Annotated in this window: 16 protein-coding genes and 1 riboswitch; of the genes, 7 read left to right on the forward strand and 9 right to left on the reverse strand. The window is 62.0% G+C overall.

The window, feature by feature from the left end:
- Nucleotides 1-159: 159 nt before the first annotated feature.
- Nucleotides 160-969, forward strand: a complete 810-nt coding sequence (locus MOV61_RS13935; protein WP_247136982.1) for an RlmE family RNA methyltransferase — start codon at nt 160-162, stop codon at nt 967-969.
- On the opposite strand, the gene MOV61_RS13940 is transcribed toward MOV61_RS13935, so the two are convergent.
- A complete protein-coding gene (locus MOV61_RS13940) occupies nt 970-2,373 on the reverse strand; it encodes an MFS transporter (protein ID WP_247136983.1) in 1,404 nt (467 codons plus the stop codon).
- 195 nt (nt 2,374-2,568) lie between these two features.
- Between MOV61_RS13940 and MOV61_RS13945 the strand changes: the two genes are divergently transcribed.
- The 5 genes from MOV61_RS13945 to MOV61_RS13965 all read left to right on the forward strand — a co-directional run bounded on the left by MOV61_RS13945 (nt 2,569) and on the right by MOV61_RS13965 (nt 7,437).
- Complete coding sequence (locus MOV61_RS13945; RefSeq protein WP_247136984.1) at nt 2,569-3,558, forward strand: MBL fold metallo-hydrolase; 990 nt, start codon at nt 2,569-2,571, stop codon at nt 3,556-3,558.
- Nucleotides 3,559-3,737: 179 nt separating this feature from the next.
- Nucleotides 3,738-5,240, forward strand: a complete 1,503-nt coding sequence (guaB, locus tag MOV61_RS13950) for an IMP dehydrogenase (protein ID WP_038540090.1) — start codon at nt 3,738-3,740, stop codon at nt 5,238-5,240.
- A 175-nt stretch (nt 5,241-5,415) separates the two neighbouring features.
- Nucleotides 5,416-5,778: a hypothetical protein gene (locus tag MOV61_RS13955; protein WP_247136985.1), complete on the forward strand. Its 363-nt coding sequence runs from the start codon at nt 5,416-5,418 to the stop codon at nt 5,776-5,778.
- A gap of 103 nt (nt 5,779-5,881) precedes the next feature.
- Nucleotides 5,882-6,301, forward strand: a complete 420-nt coding sequence (locus MOV61_RS13960; protein ID WP_247136986.1) for an MAPEG family protein — start codon at nt 5,882-5,884, stop codon at nt 6,299-6,301.
- 251 nt (nt 6,302-6,552) lie between these two features.
- Entirely contained in the window at nt 6,553-7,437 is an 885-nt protein-coding gene (locus tag MOV61_RS13965) for a dienelactone hydrolase family protein (RefSeq protein WP_247136987.1), read from the forward strand.
- Between the two features lie 113 nt (nt 7,438-7,550).
- On the opposite strand, the gene MOV61_RS13970 is transcribed toward MOV61_RS13965, so the two are convergent.
- Complete coding sequence (locus MOV61_RS13970; protein WP_247136988.1) at nt 7,551-7,985, reverse strand: 6,7-dimethyl-8-ribityllumazine synthase; 435 nt, start codon at nt 7,983-7,985, stop codon at nt 7,551-7,553.
- A gap of 79 nt (nt 7,986-8,064) precedes the next feature.
- Nucleotides 8,065-8,208: riboswitch (FMN riboswitch) on the reverse strand.
- A gap of 48 nt (nt 8,209-8,256) precedes the next feature.
- Nucleotides 8,257-9,207: a LysR substrate-binding domain-containing protein gene (locus MOV61_RS13975; RefSeq protein WP_247136989.1), complete on the reverse strand. Its 951-nt coding sequence runs from the start codon at nt 9,205-9,207 to the stop codon at nt 8,257-8,259.
- Between the two features lie 194 nt (nt 9,208-9,401).
- Between MOV61_RS13975 and MOV61_RS13980 the strand changes: the two genes are divergently transcribed.
- Nucleotides 9,402-9,701 carry a DUF1127 domain-containing protein gene (locus MOV61_RS13980; RefSeq protein WP_038540110.1) on the forward strand — a complete coding sequence of 100 codons (300 nt, stop codon included), beginning with the start codon at nt 9,402-9,404 and terminating at the stop codon, nt 9,699-9,701.
- A gap of 81 nt (nt 9,702-9,782) precedes the next feature.
- On the opposite strand, the gene MOV61_RS13985 is transcribed toward MOV61_RS13980, so the two are convergent.
- The 6 genes from MOV61_RS13985 to MOV61_RS14010 form a co-directional block, all read right to left on the reverse strand.
- Complete coding sequence (locus MOV61_RS13985) at nt 9,783-10,688, reverse strand: DUF937 domain-containing protein (RefSeq protein ID WP_247136990.1); 906 nt, start codon at nt 10,686-10,688, stop codon at nt 9,783-9,785.
- Between the two features lie 89 nt (nt 10,689-10,777).
- Nucleotides 10,778-12,151, reverse strand: coding sequence for a glutamate--cysteine ligase (locus tag MOV61_RS13990; RefSeq protein WP_247136991.1), 1,374 nt, complete (start codon nt 12,149-12,151; stop codon nt 10,778-10,780).
- 127 nt (nt 12,152-12,278) lie between these two features.
- On the reverse strand, nt 12,279-13,016 hold the full coding sequence (locus MOV61_RS13995) for a 16S rRNA (uracil(1498)-N(3))-methyltransferase (RefSeq protein ID WP_247136992.1): 738 nt from the start codon (nt 13,014-13,016) through the stop codon (nt 12,279-12,281).
- Between the two features lie 14 nt (nt 13,017-13,030).
- Nucleotides 13,031-14,536, reverse strand: coding sequence for an inorganic phosphate transporter (locus tag MOV61_RS14000; RefSeq protein ID WP_247136993.1), 1,506 nt, complete (start codon nt 14,534-14,536; stop codon nt 13,031-13,033).
- A 143-nt stretch (nt 14,537-14,679) separates the two neighbouring features.
- A complete protein-coding gene (locus MOV61_RS14005) occupies nt 14,680-15,186 on the reverse strand; it encodes an NUDIX hydrolase (RefSeq protein WP_157885071.1) in 507 nt (168 codons plus the stop codon).
- Nucleotides 15,187-15,399: 213 nt separating this feature from the next.
- Complete coding sequence (locus MOV61_RS14010) at nt 15,400-16,173, reverse strand: FadR/GntR family transcriptional regulator (RefSeq protein WP_247136994.1); 774 nt, start codon at nt 16,171-16,173, stop codon at nt 15,400-15,402.
- Nucleotides 16,174-16,236: the final 63 nt, after the last annotated feature.

The raw sequence follows: 16,236 nt of genomic DNA on the forward strand, positions 1-16,236 counted from the left end.
CCAGCGCATGCGGGTGGCCGACCGAGGCCTGCGCGAGGGCCTGTTGACGGACATGATGGCCGATGACGGCGTGTGGCGCCGAGTGCGGCCGCGCCGCCCAGGGGGTAACCAGGCGGGCAATCCGGGTGCCGGCGGACAGGATGAGGCTGGAGCAAGGCGATGACGAAACCACCCTCCAAATCCCCCGGTAGCGGCAATCGCACCGGCCGCAAGCTCGGCCAGAAGGTCAAGAAGGGCAAGCTCAAGGCGTCGTCGCGGCGCTGGCTCGAGCGTCATATCAACGACCCTTATGTCCAGCGCGCCAAGCTCGAAGGATATCGCGCCCGCGCGGCCTTCAAGCTTCTGGAGATCGACGAGAAGCACCAGATCCTCAAAGGCGCCCGCCGGATTATCGATCTGGGTGCTGCGCCGGGAAGCTGGTCGCAGATCGCCGCCAATGTCACCGGTTCGACCGATGATGATATCCGCGTCGCAGCGATCGATTTTCTGGAAATGGCGCCGCTCGCCGGCGTCAAGATCCTGCAGCTCGACTTTCTCGATCCGGAAGCGCCGCGCCTGTTGATGGAAGCGATCGGCGGCACACCGGACCTGGTCATTTCGGACATGGCGGCGCCGACCACCGGCCACCAGAAGACCGATCACCTGCGCACCATGCATCTGTGCGAGGTGGCGGCGCATTTCGCCGTCGAGGTGCTCGGCGAGGGTGGCCATTTCCTCGCCAAGACCTTCCAGGGCGGCACCGAACGCGACCTGCTCAACATGCTGAAGCAGAATTTCAAGCAGGTCATCCACGTGAAGCCGGGTGCGTCGCGCCAGGAATCGGTCGAGATGTTCCTGCTCGCCAAGCATTTCAAGGGCCGCAGGGCCGGCGAGACTGTCCCGGGAACCGAGATGGAGGAGACCGGGATGGAGGATGCGGACATCGAATACGCCGAGGCCGAAGACGCCGACCTGGACGATCGGGCCTGATTATTCGCCGGCTTCCGGCTGGATCCTGCCGGCCCGGTGGCCGGAGACGGCGGAGCCCGTCGCCGGGTCCAGCCTCAGCAGCGGCAGGACGGCGAGCAGCGAAAGAGCCGCCACCAGGAAGAATGCCAGGTGGAAGTCCGAGAGCTGCAGATGCGTGCCGGTGACCGCCGCCGACGCTTCGAGGATGAAGGCCGCAAAGGCGACGCCGAGCGCCATGCTGATCTGCTGCAGGACGGAGGCGATCGAGGTCGCCTGGCTCGCCTGCTCGTCTCTGATCTCGGAATAGCTGAGTGCGTTCGAGCCGGTGAAGAAGAACGAACGGCAGACGCCCGACATCAGCAGGAAGGCGATGATCAGCGCGTGCGACGTCTCCGGCGTGAAAAAACCGTTTGCCGCCGTGGTCGCCGCCCCGAGTAGGCCCGAAACGATCAGCGTCATCTTGAAACCGGTCATTGCAAAGACGCGGCGGGCTGCGAACTTCACGATCAGCGCGCCGAGCGCGCCCGCAAACGTGATGAGGCCTGACTGGAACGGGTTGAGGCCGAAACCGAGCTGCAGCATCAGCGGCATCAGGAATGGAATGGCGCCGGTCGAGATGCGGAACAGCGTGCCGCTGCTGCTCGCGGCCCGGAATGCGTCGTCCTTGAAGAGCCTGAGGTTGAGGATCGGGGCGGGGTGGCTGCGCGCATGGACGACATAGGCGACGCCGGCCGCAAGCCCGAGCGCCGTCGCGGTAATGCCGATGGCCGGCGGCAATGCCGGAAGGCCGATGACCGAAAGCCCGAAGACCGTACCGGCGGCGGTAACCGAGGTGAGGAAAAATCCTCGCCAGTCGATCGAAGGCGGATTGGTGGCCTCTATGTCCGGCAGGAAGATCGTCGAGAGATAGATGCCGAGCACACCGACCGGCACGTTGATCAGGAAGATCCAGTGCCAGGTGAAATAGGTGGTGATGAAACCGCCGATCGGCGGCCCGGTGAGGGGCCCGACCAGCGCCGGAATGGTAAGCAGCGCCATGGCCGAGACGAGCTCGCTGCGCTTCGTGGTACGCAATAGAACCAGGCGCGCAACCGGCGTCATCATCGCCCCGCCCATGCCCTGCAGGAAGCGCGACAGCACGAACTGGAAGAGATCGGACGAGAACGCGCAGCAGATCGAGCCGACGACAAAAACCATGATCGCGACACGGAATATCCGCTTGGCGCCGAAGCGGTCCGCCATCCAGCCGCTGATCGGGATGAACATGGCGAGCGCCACCATGTAGGAAGTCAGAGCCAGTTTGAGCGTGATCGGACCGACATTCAGGTCCGCGGCAATCGCCGGAAGTGCCGTTGCAATGACGGTGGAGTCCATCTGCTCCATGAAAAGGGCGACGGCGAGAATGAGGGGAACGATGCGGTTCATGAGGGGGCCTGCGACGGGCGGGGATTAAGGGCAGTCCATAGACCTGTTGATCCGGTCTGCCAATTGGAGAATCTCACCATTTCACGTTTTGGGTCACGTCTGCGTGAGATCGGATTTTCTCATCGTGAGCCGCGGTTATGTTCCCTGCGTATCGGACCCAGGGGTCTGGCGGCAATTCCAGGAGGCAGTTAAATCATGGCGAATTCAGGTATCGGACGGCGCACCCTCATCGGCACGGCCGGTCTGGGCATCCTCGCCGCTCCGGCAATCATCAATGCTGAGGTTTTTGCCCAGGAGAAGCAGCAGTTGGCAATCGATCGCGTCATCCCGCCGGACATTCATAAATTCAAGCTCGGCGGATTTCAGGTTCTGGTGGTGAAGGACGGCGCTCGTCCTTCCGGCGCTCCCGGTGAAACCTTCGGCCTCAATCAGCCAGCCGAAGCGCTTGCAACGCTGCTGAGCCAGAATTTTCTGCCCACGGACCAGTTCGTCAACAGCTTCTCCCCGACGCTCATTGATACCGGCAGCGATGTCATCCTGTTCGATACGGGTCTCGGCAAGGCGGCTCATGCCCAGGGGGCTGGACGCCTGGTCGAGGGGCTTGCCGCCGCCGGCTACATGCCGGAAGATATCTCGATCATCGTCATCACCCACATGCATGGCGACCACATCGGCGGCATCATGGAAGACGGCAGGCCTGCCTTCCCGAAGGCGCGTTATGTCGCAGGCCAGGTGGAATACGACTTCTGGACCGATAGCGCCCGCGCCGGCACGCCGGCAGAGGGCAATCAGAAGAGCGTGCTCGCCAACGTAAAGCCGCTTGCCGAAAGGATGGCCTTCCTGAAAGACGGCGGAGAGGTGACGTCCGGCATTACCGCGATGCTCGCGCCGGGCCATACGCCGGGCATGCTGATCTTCAATATCGAGTCGCAGGGCAAGCGTCTGGTTTTGACCGCCGATACGGCCAACCACTACGTCCTGTCGCTGCAGCGGCCCGAATGGGAAGTGCGTTTCGACATGGACAAGGCGCAGGGAGCGGCCACCCGCAAGAAGGTCTTCGACATGATCGCCGCGGAAAAGGTCGCCTTCCTTGGTTATCACATGCCGTTCCCGGCGGTCGGTTTCGTCGAAAAGCAGGGGACCGGCTACCGTTTCGTGCCGAAGAGTTACCAGTTCGACATCTGATTGTGCTGGAAAGCGATCAAAACCCGGGAGAAACACCTCTCGGGTTTTTGCTATTCCCTTCTTGTCATGAACGTGTTACCAGCCCTCGCCAACTTCCAAGCAATTGTTGCCGGAGCGTCGGGACGTATAGAGTCGTTCCTGAGCGCATCCCGCATTTTCTAGATCGAAGGAATTTGGCAATGGCACGCATCATTGAAACCGCAACCGGCGCAGATGCGCTTACCTTCGACGACGTGCTCCTGCAGCCCGGCCATTCCGAAGTCATGCCGGGCCAGACCAATATCGCCACCACCATCGCCCAGGATATCGAACTCAACCTGCCGATCATCTCCTCGGCCATGGATACGGTGACGGAAAGCCGGCTGGCCATCGCCATGGCACAGGCAGGCGGCATCGGCGTCATCCACCGCAACCTGACCCCGATCGAACAGGCCGAACAGGTCCGCCAGGTCAAGAAATTCGAAAGCGGCATGGTCGTCAACCCGGTGACGATCGGTCCGGATGCGACGCTGGCCGACGCGCTGTCGCTGATGAAGTCCTACAGCATTTCCGGCATTCCGGTGGTCGAAAACGGCGGCGGCCACGTTCCGGGCCGGCTGGTCGGCATTCTCACCAACCGCGACGTGCGGTTCGCCTCCGATCCGGCTCAGAAGATCTACGAGCTGATGACCCGTGAGAACCTGATCACGGTCAAGGAAAGCAGCGTCGACCAGACCGAGGCCAAGCGTCTGCTGCACAAGCACCGCATCGAGAAGCTGCTTGTGGTGGATGGCGAAGGCCGTTGCGTCGGTCTCATCACCGTCAAGGACATCGAAAAGTCGCAGCTCAACCCAAATGCCTCCAAGGATGCGCAAGGGCGCCTTCGGGCCGCAGCCGCGATCAGCGTCGGCGACGATGGTTTCGAGCGCGCCGAACGTCTCATCGAGGCCGGCGTCGATCTTCTGGTCGTCGATACGGCCCATGGCCATTCGCAGCGCGTGCTTGACGCCGTTACCAACGTCAAGCGCATCTCCAACCACGTACGCGTCATGGCCGGCAATGTCGCGACCTCCGACGGCACCAAGGCGCTGATCGATGCCGGCGCGGATGCCGTCAAGGTCGGCATCGGCCCGGGCTCGATCTGCACCACCCGTATCGTCGCCGGCGTCGGCGTTCCGCAGCTCGCGGCGATCATGTCGGCCGTCGAAGCGGCACGGGCGCAGAACATCCCGGTCATCGCCGATGGCGGCATCAAGTTCTCGGGCGACCTTGCCAAGGCGATCGCCGCCGGTGCGTCCGCCGTGATGATCGGCTCGCTGCTGGCCGGCACCGACGAAAGCCCGGGCGAAGTTTATCTCTACCAGGGCCGCTCGTTCAAAGCCTATCGCGGCATGGGCTCGGTGGGTGCCATGGCCCGCGGTTCCGCCGACCGTTACTTCCAGGCGGAAGTGCGCGACACGCTGAAACTCGTTCCCGAAGGCATCGAAGGCCAGGTCCCCTACAAGGGCCCGGTCTCGGGCGTGCTGCACCAGCTCGGCGGCGGCCTGAAGGCGGCCATGGGTTATGTCGGCGGCGCCAATCTCAAGGAATTCCAGGAGCGCGCCACTTTCGTGCGTATCTCCGGCGCGGGCCTGCGCGAAAGCCATGCGCATGACGTGACGATCACCCGCGAGAGCCCCAACTATCCGGGCTCCGGGGCCTGACATCCGTCGGGGGAAAGGGGTTATTGCCCCTTCCCCCCGGTGTTTCAAGAAAGTCAGTTGGATGCCGGTCGCGATGCCCTGTCGCGATGGCCCGGGCGCTTATTTCTTTCGTGATTCCCTGCTAGATAACGAACGTTGGTGATTGTGCCGACGGGAGAATTTTTCGGGGGTAAACATGAAGAAGTTTCTGGCTTGCGCGCTCCTCTTGGGCGCAGCATTCGTGACGCCTGCGCAGGCGCAAACCGTTCGCGCAGGTACGTATAAGGTCGAGGGCACGAACCTCGATGGTTCCACCTACAAGGGAACCGCGAAGATCGCGCTGACCAGCGAAACGACCTGCTCGATCGAGTGGAAGACCGGTTCCTCCACGTCGAGCGGGATCTGCATGCTTTATGGCGATTCCTTCGCTGCCGGTTATGTGCTCGGCAAGGCGGTCGGCCTCGTCGTCTACAAGGTCAATGACGACGGATCGCTGGAAGGCGCCTGGACCATTTCCGGCAAGGATGGTTCCGGCACCGAGAACCTGACCCCGCAATGACCCGCAGCTATGGATGAGATTACATGGCGCCGGTCAACCGGCGCCATTTGCGTACAGGAGAGCCCGCGTTATCTGGTTCCCCCGATGAAAATGAGGAGAACCGATGCTTTCCACTGATGCGACGCTTTGGCCAATGATCGCGCATGCCGCGCTGGTCTTCTTTCTCTACTGGCTGCTGTCGAGGAAGCGGTATCTGGCCGTCCGGGCAGGCAGTGTCGAAGCCGGTGAATTCCGTGAGAACCATAGGGAGCCACCGGAAAGCCTGGCCGTCCACAACAACCTCAAGAATCAGTTCGAACTGCCGGTCCTGTTCTACGCCGCCTGCCTCGTGCTGTACGTCTCGACTGCAGACAATGGCGGCACGGTCGCTCTTGCCTGGATCTTCGTCCTGTCCCGATATGCGCATTCCTACGTCCACCTCACCAGCAACCGGCTGCGTTATCGCCGCCCGCTCTTCATGGCTGGCTTTTTTGCGGTGATGGCGATGTGGGTCTGGCTCGCGGTCTGGCTGGCTCTGAACTAGGACGCTTTAGCCTGGCCAGCGTTCGCCATGTTTATCGAGACAGGCGGGCGAGGCGAGAATGAACGGCCGCACCGCCGCGATCTGCCGAGCCATCGGATGAGCCCGTCACAATCCCGGCGGGCTCGTCCGCTCAAAACGAGCTCACGAACAAGTGTAATATCCAACACTTGGATCACTCAGTGTTTCATCTGCAAGTGAAAGCTCCTCGTTGTAGATTTCTTCGTCATACAGTCCGCTACGGAGGAATAGTCATGGACAACGAGACCCCGAAGATCACTCAGGCGATGATCGACGCCTATGACGAATACACGCACCTGACTTTGGACCGCCGTCGCTTCATGGAGAAGCTGACTCAGCTTGCGGGCTCCGGTGCAGCTGCCGCGGCGATTGCGCCCCTGATCGGCGTCAGTTCTGCCAAGGCCGATATCATTGCCGCCAATGACGACCGGCTGACCACGGAGGACGTTACATATCCGGGCGCCGGCGGCGCGACGATGAAGGGTTATCTCGTAAAACCCAAGAATGCCTCCGGCACGCGCGGCGGCGTCCTCGTCATCCACGAGAACCGCGGGCTCAACGCCCATATCAAGGACGTTGCCCGCCGCATGGCGTTGGAGGGTTTCAATGCGCTCGCAGTCGACTTCCTGGCGCCCCAGGGCGGTACGCCGGCGGATGAAGAACAGGCCCGGCAGATGTTCTCCTCGCTGAAGCCCGACGACGTTTCGGCCAACGGCGAGGCAAGCCGCGCCTATCTCGCCGGCATTAGCGGCGCGAACGGCAAGGTCGGTGCGATTGGCTTCTGCTGGGGCGGCGGTGCGGTTAACAATCTGGCCGTGAAGTCACCCAGCCTCAGCGCCGGCGTCGCCTATTACGGTGCCCAACCGAAGGCTGAGGACGTGCCCACCATCAAGGCGCCGCTGATGCTGCATTACGGCGGGCTCGACGAGCGCATCAATGCCGGCATCCCGGCCTTCAGGGCAGCGCTCGAAAAGAACGGCAAGACCTTCGAGATCTTCGTCTATGACGGCGCCAACCACGCCTTCAACAACGATACGTCGTCCGCCCGCTACGACAAGGCGGCCGCCGATCTTGCCTGGAGCCGCTCGGTGGCGTTCTTCAAGAGGAATCTGGCGTAATCCGGTCGCAGGTCCGCAAGCCGGCGGTGCTCGCGCCTGGGCGTTGCAATAAACGTTGCAATAAATAGGGAAGCCGGGGTCCAGCCCCGGCTTTTGTTTTTGGCGCCTATGCGTCAGGCGGCGATGCGTTGCCGCGTATCGACGATCATCTGGGCCGCCCGGGCGGCCTCGCGTCCCTTCTCGACGAAATGCGCGCTGAATATCGATTTGTGGTGCGCGGTCTCCTGGAAATGATGTGGCGTCAGCGACACCGACAGGACCGGTACTCCCGTATCGAGGCCGGCGCGCATCAATCCATCGACCACCGCCGAAGCCACGAAATCGTGCCGATAGATGCCGCCGTCGACGACCAGCGCTGCGGCCACGACCGCGGCATATCTTCCGGTCGCCGCCAGATCGCGCGACATGAGCGGTAGCTCGAAGGCGCCGGGCACGTCGAAGATATCGACGTTTTCGCTCGGCATGAGCTCGAGGAAGCCTTCGAGAGCCTTATCGACAATCTCGGAATGCCAGTTTGCTTTGACGAAAGCGAAGCGGGTGTGTGTCATGGAATCTCCTTCAGGTTACGACACGGCACCCAAGGCGATCACGCACGTCCGTAGCACCCGCGGGATGCGGGTGCTGCACGTCCGTTCTCTTTCATCCGGACTGTGACCGTCGGCTCAGGCATCGCACCTGATCTGCTGACCCTTCCATCGGAAGGCGCTCGCGGGCTCACGGCTCGCGCCGCCTACCGCCGGTGGGGAGTTTCGCCCCGCCCTGAGAACAGGGCGATTTAGCGCGACCGGTGACGGGAAGGCAAGGCCGAACTCGTGACCCTTACCACCCCGGCATCACCTGTACGGCCCGGGCCCGCGGCATGCGCTGGAACGTTTTGGCCTCTCCGTCGAGATCGTCCGGAATGACCGCCGGCGAGATGTTGTCGAGACAGGCGGTGATGTGGTCGGTGATGGCATTCATCAGCGATGGCGAAAGCCCCGGCCGTTTCATGATGCCGATCTGCACCGGCGGAAGCGGCGGGAAGCCGTCGGCTGCGGCCAGCACCTTCATGCCGGTCCTGAGCGCCGATTCCGGCAGCACCGAGACGGCCATGCCGGCAAGCACCGCGGCTGCGACGACGGTCGAAGACCAGCTCGTGAACAGGACCTGGTATTCGCGTCCGTCCGCATCGAGCGCCGAACAGGCGAGTTGGCGCCACAGGCAATCGCGGCGACCGACCGCGAGCGGCACCGGCGCGTCGTCCTTCAGCGGATGGTTGGCTGATCCGACCCAGCAGAGCGGCTCCGTGCGCACCACGTCGGAAATCCGCTGGCGCGGGTTATGGGTGACGAGCGCAATGTCGAGTTCACCACGCGCCATCTTCTCGGCAAGGCTGACCGAGGGCTCACAGACGATATAGAGTTCGACATTCGGATGCGTCTTGGCAAAACGGCCGATGATCTCGGGCATGTAGCGGTCGGCATAGTCGTCCGGTGTGCCGATGCGGAGCGTGCCTTCGAGACGGTTGTCGTCGAAGGCAGCGATCGCCTCGTTATTGAGGCGAATGATGCGCCGCGCATAGTTCAGGAGCTTCTCACCCTCGGCCGTCAGCCGGTTGCCGCGGCCGTCCTTGGCAAACAGCTGCTTGCCGATCCGTTCTTCGAGCCGACGCATCTGCATCGAAACTGCAGACTGGGTCTTGAACACTCGATCGGCAGCCCTGGTGAAACTGCCGGTGTCGACGATGGAAATGAAGGTATGCAGCTGGTCGATATCAAGCGGAGCGGACATGAGAGTGACCCATCAGAGAGGTTGATGCTAATCATTAGAAACATTCGTTGGACTGATCAATAGGTTTTCCGCGATAAGGGGATCGCAAATCAAAATCGAAGGGTGCTTCTTCCCTGAGCGCCCACCCGGGCAGCCCTTCCGTCGGACCTCCACGGAAGGGACGGCCTTTCTCGTGCCTGCGAAAGGATAGACCAATGAGCACGACCGACTGCGGAACTGAACTCGATCTGGTTCACGAGGAGCGCGGCACGCAAGGCCGTCTGGCTGTCGTGATGCTGCGAACGAAATCCGTGTGGCGTGCCTTTCGCAATCGTTTGGCGAGCAATCGCCTCCATGATCTCGACGACCGCCAGCTCAACGATATCGGCATCACACGGCATGATGTGGTGATGGCGCTCAATCAGTCCGGCGTGCTGGACGATCCGTCTCTGCTCCTGTCGCGCTCCGCTCGTGAGCGTGCGCGGCATCGCTTTGCAAGACCGGCCAATCGCTGATCTTGCCTGACCTTTTCCCCGCAGGGTGATAGCCAATAGCCCTGCTGCTTGCCCGGCCGGTCGATCCGTGCCGGGCTTTTTTTATTTGGAAGGCTTCGGAGCGGCAGGCGTCGCCGCCGGCTCGGCATTGGCGCCTGTGCCATTGCGCAGATAGGTGTCGAAGATCGCTTCCATGTTCTTCTGGTAGCTCTTCTGCACTTCAAGCCCGCTGTCGAACATGTTGTTCAGCACGTCGCGATAGGGATTGGCCTCGGCCGCGGGTGCGTCCTTGGGCTTTTCCGGTGCAGGGGCGGCCGTGCTGCTCGGGCTCGAGAAGGCGCCGCCCATCATGTCCTGGAAAGCCTTGGCAAACGGATTGTCGGCGAACGGGTTGCCGGTTGAAGGCTGCGGTTGTTCCGGCTTGTCGAGCCCCCACATGGAACGCATCGCCTGGGCAAAGGGATTGTCGAAGGGATTGGCCGCTGACTGCGGCTTCGCCTTCGGCTGCAACCCCATGCTTTCCAGCCATTGCTGCTGCATCTGTCCCATCGGCGAGGCGGCGAACGCTTCGTTGGCGCCGGTCAGCTGTCCGCTCATCTGCTTGAACAGCCCGCCCATCAGAGTGTCGGCCATGGCCGGCATCATCTTCTTGAAGACTTCCTGGCCGATCCCTGTGAGCTGCTCGGCCTGGGCCGCGATCGCGCGGGAAACTTCCTTGGAGCCGAACAGCTTTTCGAGTACGGCATTGCCGTCCATCGTGCCCTGCGGCGTGAAGGCCTTGGTCAGGTCCTCGAAATATTTCGCATAGGCGCCGGACACCATGCTGCTCATCAGCGAGGTGAGGTCGTAAGGATTGGCGCTGGTGCGCTTGAACCCCGAGGAAAAGGCGGGCATCAGCGCCGCCATTGCCTGGGTAGCCTGTTCCTGAGCCAGGTTGAACTGCTTGGCGATCGCCTCCATGCCTGCGCCGTCCTGAGCTCTGAGCATCATGTCGAACAGTGGCAGCATGGAGAGAATCCTTTCCGGTTCGGGTGATGCACCACTATATCCGGAAAGTGCTGAACGGAAACCGGTTTTTAGAACCGATCTCAATCTGGTCAGTATTGGTATTCCTCGAACACCGGCTCGACCGAGCCGTGCCAGCGGCCGTGATAGAGAGACAGCAGGTCGTCTGCCATGGTCGTCTTCTTGGCAAGCACTTCGTCAAGCGGTTGCAGGAAGATGCTTTCGTCCTGGCCTTCGCCGTTCAGCCGCGCCCGCGCCTTCAAACCCGCCTTGGAGATCGCCACCGCCTCGCGGGCGACGTCGAGCACCGACTTGCCCTTGATTTCAGCCTTCAGGCCCTTCGCCGGCACGGCATCGCGCATGGCGATGACGTCCTCGACCGTCCAGTCGGCCGTCAGCGTCTCGGCATCGGCAAGGGCGGTGTCGTCATAAAGCAGGCCGACCCAGAACGCCGGCAGCGCGCAGATCCGCCGCCACGGGCCGCCGTCGGCGCCGCGCATTTCGAGGAAACGCTTCAGGCGGACGTCGGGGAAGAGGGTGGAAAGGTGGTTGGTCCAGTCGCCCATGGTCGGCTCCCAGTCCTTGATCTCGCCTTTCAGCGCGCCATTCATGAACTGGCGGAAGGTGACATGCGTGCAGTCGTGATACTTGCCGTCGCGGACGACGAAATACATCGGCGCGTCGAGCGCCCATTCCACATAGTCGGCAAAACCGAAATCCTGCCTGAACACGAAGGGCAGCACGCCAGAACGCTGGTTGTCGGTGTCGCGCCAGATATCGCCACGCCAGGAGACCAGCCCGTTCGGCTTGCCTTCGGTGAACGGGGAGGACGCAAACAGCGCGGTGGCGATCGACTGCAGCTTCATAGACACGCGCATCTTGGCGGCCATGTCCTCCTCCGAGGAGAAGTCGAGGTTCACCTGGATCGTGCAGGTGCGGTACATCATGTCGAGGCCTTTTGAGCCGACCTTCGGCATGTAGCGCGTCATGATGTCGTAGCGGGATTTCGGCATGCGCGGGGTTTCCGCGAGCGTCCATTTCGGGCTGCCGCCGATACCGAGAAAACGAATGCCCATCGGTTCGGCGATCTCGCGCAGAACCGCGAGATGCTGGTTGGATTCCCGACAGGTCTGGTGGATGCTCTCGACCGGTGCGCCGGAAAGCTCGAACTGGCCGCCGGGCTCGATGGAAATCGCGCCCATGCCGGATTGCTCGCCGAGCCCGATGATGTTCTCGCCGTCCATGATCGGCTCCCAGCCGAGCTTCTTTTCCATGCCTTTCAGCAGCGCGGAAATGCTGGCATCGCCGAAATAGGGAACCGGACTGTTGTCCGCCCGGAAAAAGGCGAATTTCTCATGCTCCGTGCCGATGCGGAAATCTTGCTTCGGCCGAGCTCCCTGCGCCAGGTAGGCGGAAAGCTCGGACACCGAGGTCAGCGGTGTCTGGTCGGTCGTATCGCGGGCCATGAAAATTACCTTGCTCGGAATGCCTGATCTAGACGGATAGCCGGCTGATTGGACCGGATTGATGTGCGCTGCAAGTGAATTTCTTTCAAGATAGATTCAGAATTTCAAGGCCGTCATGTCAAGCGGGTCACCGCCAGTCGCCGACCGCTGCCTGGATGACTGCGAGCGCTGCGACCGCGGCCGTATCCGCCCTTAATATCCGGGGCCCGAGCGGTATCGCGGTGACGAAGGAAAGCGAACGCAGCCTTTCCCTTTCCTCGTCCGAAAATCCGCCTTCCGGCCCGACCAACAGCGCCAGCTTTGTCTCTTTGATTGCCGTAAGGATCGGCAGCGGGTTCTGGCCCTCGTCGCCTTCGTCGCAGAAGATGATGCGCCGATCGTGGGGCCAGGTGTCGAGCAGGTCGCCGAGCTTCTTTGGCGGCGCGACCTCCGGCACCGACAAAATGCCGCACTGCTCGGCGGCCTCCACCACGTTCGCCTGAAGCCGGTCCATGCTGGTGATCTTGCCCTGTACATGCTGGGTCATCACCGGCTGGATGAACCCCGCACCCATCTCGACCGCCTTCTGCACCAGATAGTCGAGGCGGCCGACCTTCAGCGGCGCGAAAAGATAATGCAGGTCGGAGGCCGGCGGCTGCGGCCGGGTTTCCTCGATTGCTTCCAGCACGATCTTCTTTCGGGTCGGATAGGTGATCCTGGCCTTCCATTCGCCGTCGCGGCCGTTGAAGAGCAGGATCGCTGTCCCTTCCTCCATCCTCAGCACGTTGGCGAGATAATTGAACTGCTCCGAGGACACCTCATGACGGGCACCGGTCCCGAGCGGCGCCTCGATGAACAGCCTCTGCATTCGGAAATTGGCGCGCATGGAAACCTCGAAGCTTAGACGAACAGCGCGAACATAGCGGTGGCGATCAGCGCCGCAAGGGCGGCGGCCGCCGGAAGCGTGATCGTCCAGGCGGCTATGATGCTCAGGAAATGCGAGCGCCGCACCAGGTAACGCCGTTTCAGCTCGTCGTCATTGCGCTCGAAAGGCTCAGTGGTATCGAGGTCCTTGCCGGCCCGCACCCGCATGTATTCGAAGCGGCGGCGGGAATGGCGGGTATACCATTCGCGGAAGAAGCCGACGCCGAACACCGCACCGACGGCAATATGGGTCGAGGAGACCGGCAGCCCGATCCAGGATGCGACGATCACGGTCAGTGCCGTCGACAGCGAGACGCAATAGGCGCGCATCGGATTGAGCTTGGTGATTTCGGCGCCGACCAGCCGCACCAGCTTCGGGCCGTAAAGCAACAGGCCGAGCGAGATGCCGAGGCCGCCGATGATCAGTTCCCAAAGCGGAATGTGCACCCCGGCCGAAATACCCCTTTGCGCTGCCGAAACGATGGCGGCAAGCGGACCGATGGCGTTCGAAACGTCGTTGGCACCGTGCGCGAACGAGAGCAGCGCCGCGGAAAGGATGAGCGGAATGCGAAAGAGCGTGCGAAGCGACTGGTTGCGGTTTTCGAGCCCTTCGGCCTGCCGGGCGATCACCGGGATCAGCAGGCGCCAGGCGCCGAGGCCCGTCAACAGGGCGATCAGCGTCGCGACCGGCGTTGAGACGTCCACCAGTTCTCCCAGCCCGAGCAGTGCCAGATAGCCTGCAAAGGCGCCGGTCATCACGCCTATCAGCACCGGCACCCATTTCTTCGCCGCGGCGATCTTGTCCTCGCGGTAGATGATGGTTTCCTTGACGAAGAACAGGAAGGCGGCGGCGATGACGGCGCCGAGGATCGGCGAAAAGACCCAGCTCGCGGTGATGCCGGCGATCGTTCCCCAGCTCACTGCGGAAACTCCGGCGGCCGCGATCCCGGCCCCCATGACTCCGCCGACGATCGAATGAGTGGTGGAAATCGGTGCGCCGAGCCATGTCGCGACGTTGATCAGCACCGCTGCCGAGAGGAGTGCCGCCATCATCGCCCATATCAGCACGTCTGGGCTGGTGATCATGCCGCCCTGCATGATGCCGTTGGCGATCGTGTTGGCGACGCCCCGGCCGGCGATCACGGCACCTGCCACTTCGAAGACGGCCGCAAGTCCGAGACCGAAGGCCATGGTCATGGCACGGGCGCCGACGGCCGCGCCGATATTGTTGGTGACGTCGTTGGCGCCGATGTTCATCGCCATATAGGCGGCAAGGCCGGAGGCGGCGATGACGACGACGGCGCCGGGTTTGCCCGTCACGTAGGCGGCTGCAAAGATGGCGACGAGGATGATGAACAGCAGCGCCGTTCCCGGTGCGGCAAGCCCGCGCGACATCTGTCGGGCGGCTTCCTCCACGGAGGAGAATTTCTCCAAATCCTTGTCGAGCGTCGGCTTCGCCAGGCGCGGCCTTCTTTGGCCCATATCTCCATCCTTGGGTGAAAAGTGAGGCGCGAGAACGGAACTTGCCTGCCGTCTCCGCCTCGGGGAAGAAATCAATACCTATCGCTTAATAGCGAGCGCAGGCGAAGGCAATATTGCCGAATTGGGAAGATGCTTCAAAGCACCTAACTTGCAGCCTTGATTGCAAGCTGCGGAACGCGCGGCTGCATTCGTTCGGCGAACTGCAGGAAGAGAATCTTCAGTTCCGGTTCATTGACGCGCATCGCCGCCTCTTCACAGGAAACCCATTCCAGCGTTCGAGAGCCTTTTTCCGGATAGCTTTTCAGGCATTCTTCCACTTCGAGCGCGTGGACCTGCACCCGCACAGGGATCTTCAGGCCGTTATCGAGGGTCTTGCGGTAGTGATAGAAACCGAGCGGTTCCTTCTCCACCTTGCCCTTGACGCCAACCTCCTCGAACGCTTCGCGTTCGGCGACCTGGTGAGCTTTCTTGTCGGTCATCGGCCAGCCCTTGGGCACGACCCAGCGGCCGGTATCGCGGCTGGTCGCAACAAGAACCTCGAGTTGTCCCGGCTTCTTTTTTATCCGGTAGCAAAGCGCAGCATATTGCTGCCGCGGCGGCCGCTGCAGCATCAACCTGAGATTGCTCGTAACCCGATCCATCAAGCCCAATTTCTGTTTCGTCCTCCAGAGGATGATATTTTACTAATATAATGCTTGCGCGAGGATTAACGACCCCTGGCAGCTTTTTTGAGAAGAATCACGGTGGATAACAACCATGGATGCGATAACCATTGTGAGGCCACTTGGTTTCACGTCAATAGAAATTTGCACAGGTGTTCAATTGTAACTGTGCATGACGTCCGGCAATCCGCAGCAGCCGCCTCAAATTTTGGTCTGCATCATCCTGAGTTGTGCGACCCGGCTCCATTCGCCGGTACGTTCGGCCTCGTTGGTGACCTTGGAGATGAAGTCGATATGGTCTTCCGCAGCCCTTCGGGCTTTGGCAGGATCACCGTCCAGTATCGCCTGGCCGATCGCCTCATGCTGCGTCATCACCGCATCATGGGCGCTGCCGACATTGAAGATGATGCGGCGGTTGTAAAAGATCCCGTCGCTGAGCAGCCGGTAGCAGGCGCGCAGGGTGTGCATGAGAATGATGTTATGCGCCGCATCGCCGATGGCATTGTGGAATTCGACGTCGGATGTCAGCTCGTCTTCGAAACGCCCGTCCCGATGAGCACCGCGCATCGTCTCCAGGATGCGCTCGATGAGTTGCTTGTCGATGTCCGTCGCACGGGTGGCGGCAAGCTCCGCCGTCATGCCTTCGAGCTGGCGACGATATTCCAGATAGTCGTGAACCGCCCGCTGGTGCCGGCGGATCAGGGCGACCAGCGGCGGCGAGAAGATCTGGCCGACGATATCGGCGACATAGGTGCCGCCGCCATGCTGGCTGGTGAGCAGCCCGCGCGCCTCCAGCTCTTTCAGCGCCTCCCGCAGGATCGGCCGGGAAACGTCGAACCTCTGCGCCAGCTCGCGCTCGCCCGGCAGGCGGTCGCCGTCGCGCAGCACGCCGTTGAGAATCAGGCTCTCGATCTGCAGGATGACCTCGTCCGCAGTTCGACCATGCGGCACCGGCGCGAAAAGTTCATGCGTCAACTTTGCCGTCTCCAATCGGGTGATGCCAGCCGGGCGTTCGGGCTTCTTGTATCACTGGTAAAA

This window comes from Neorhizobium sp. BETTINA12A, from assembly GCF_023006485.1.
Lineage (GTDB): Bacteria > Pseudomonadota > Alphaproteobacteria > Rhizobiales > Rhizobiaceae > Neorhizobium.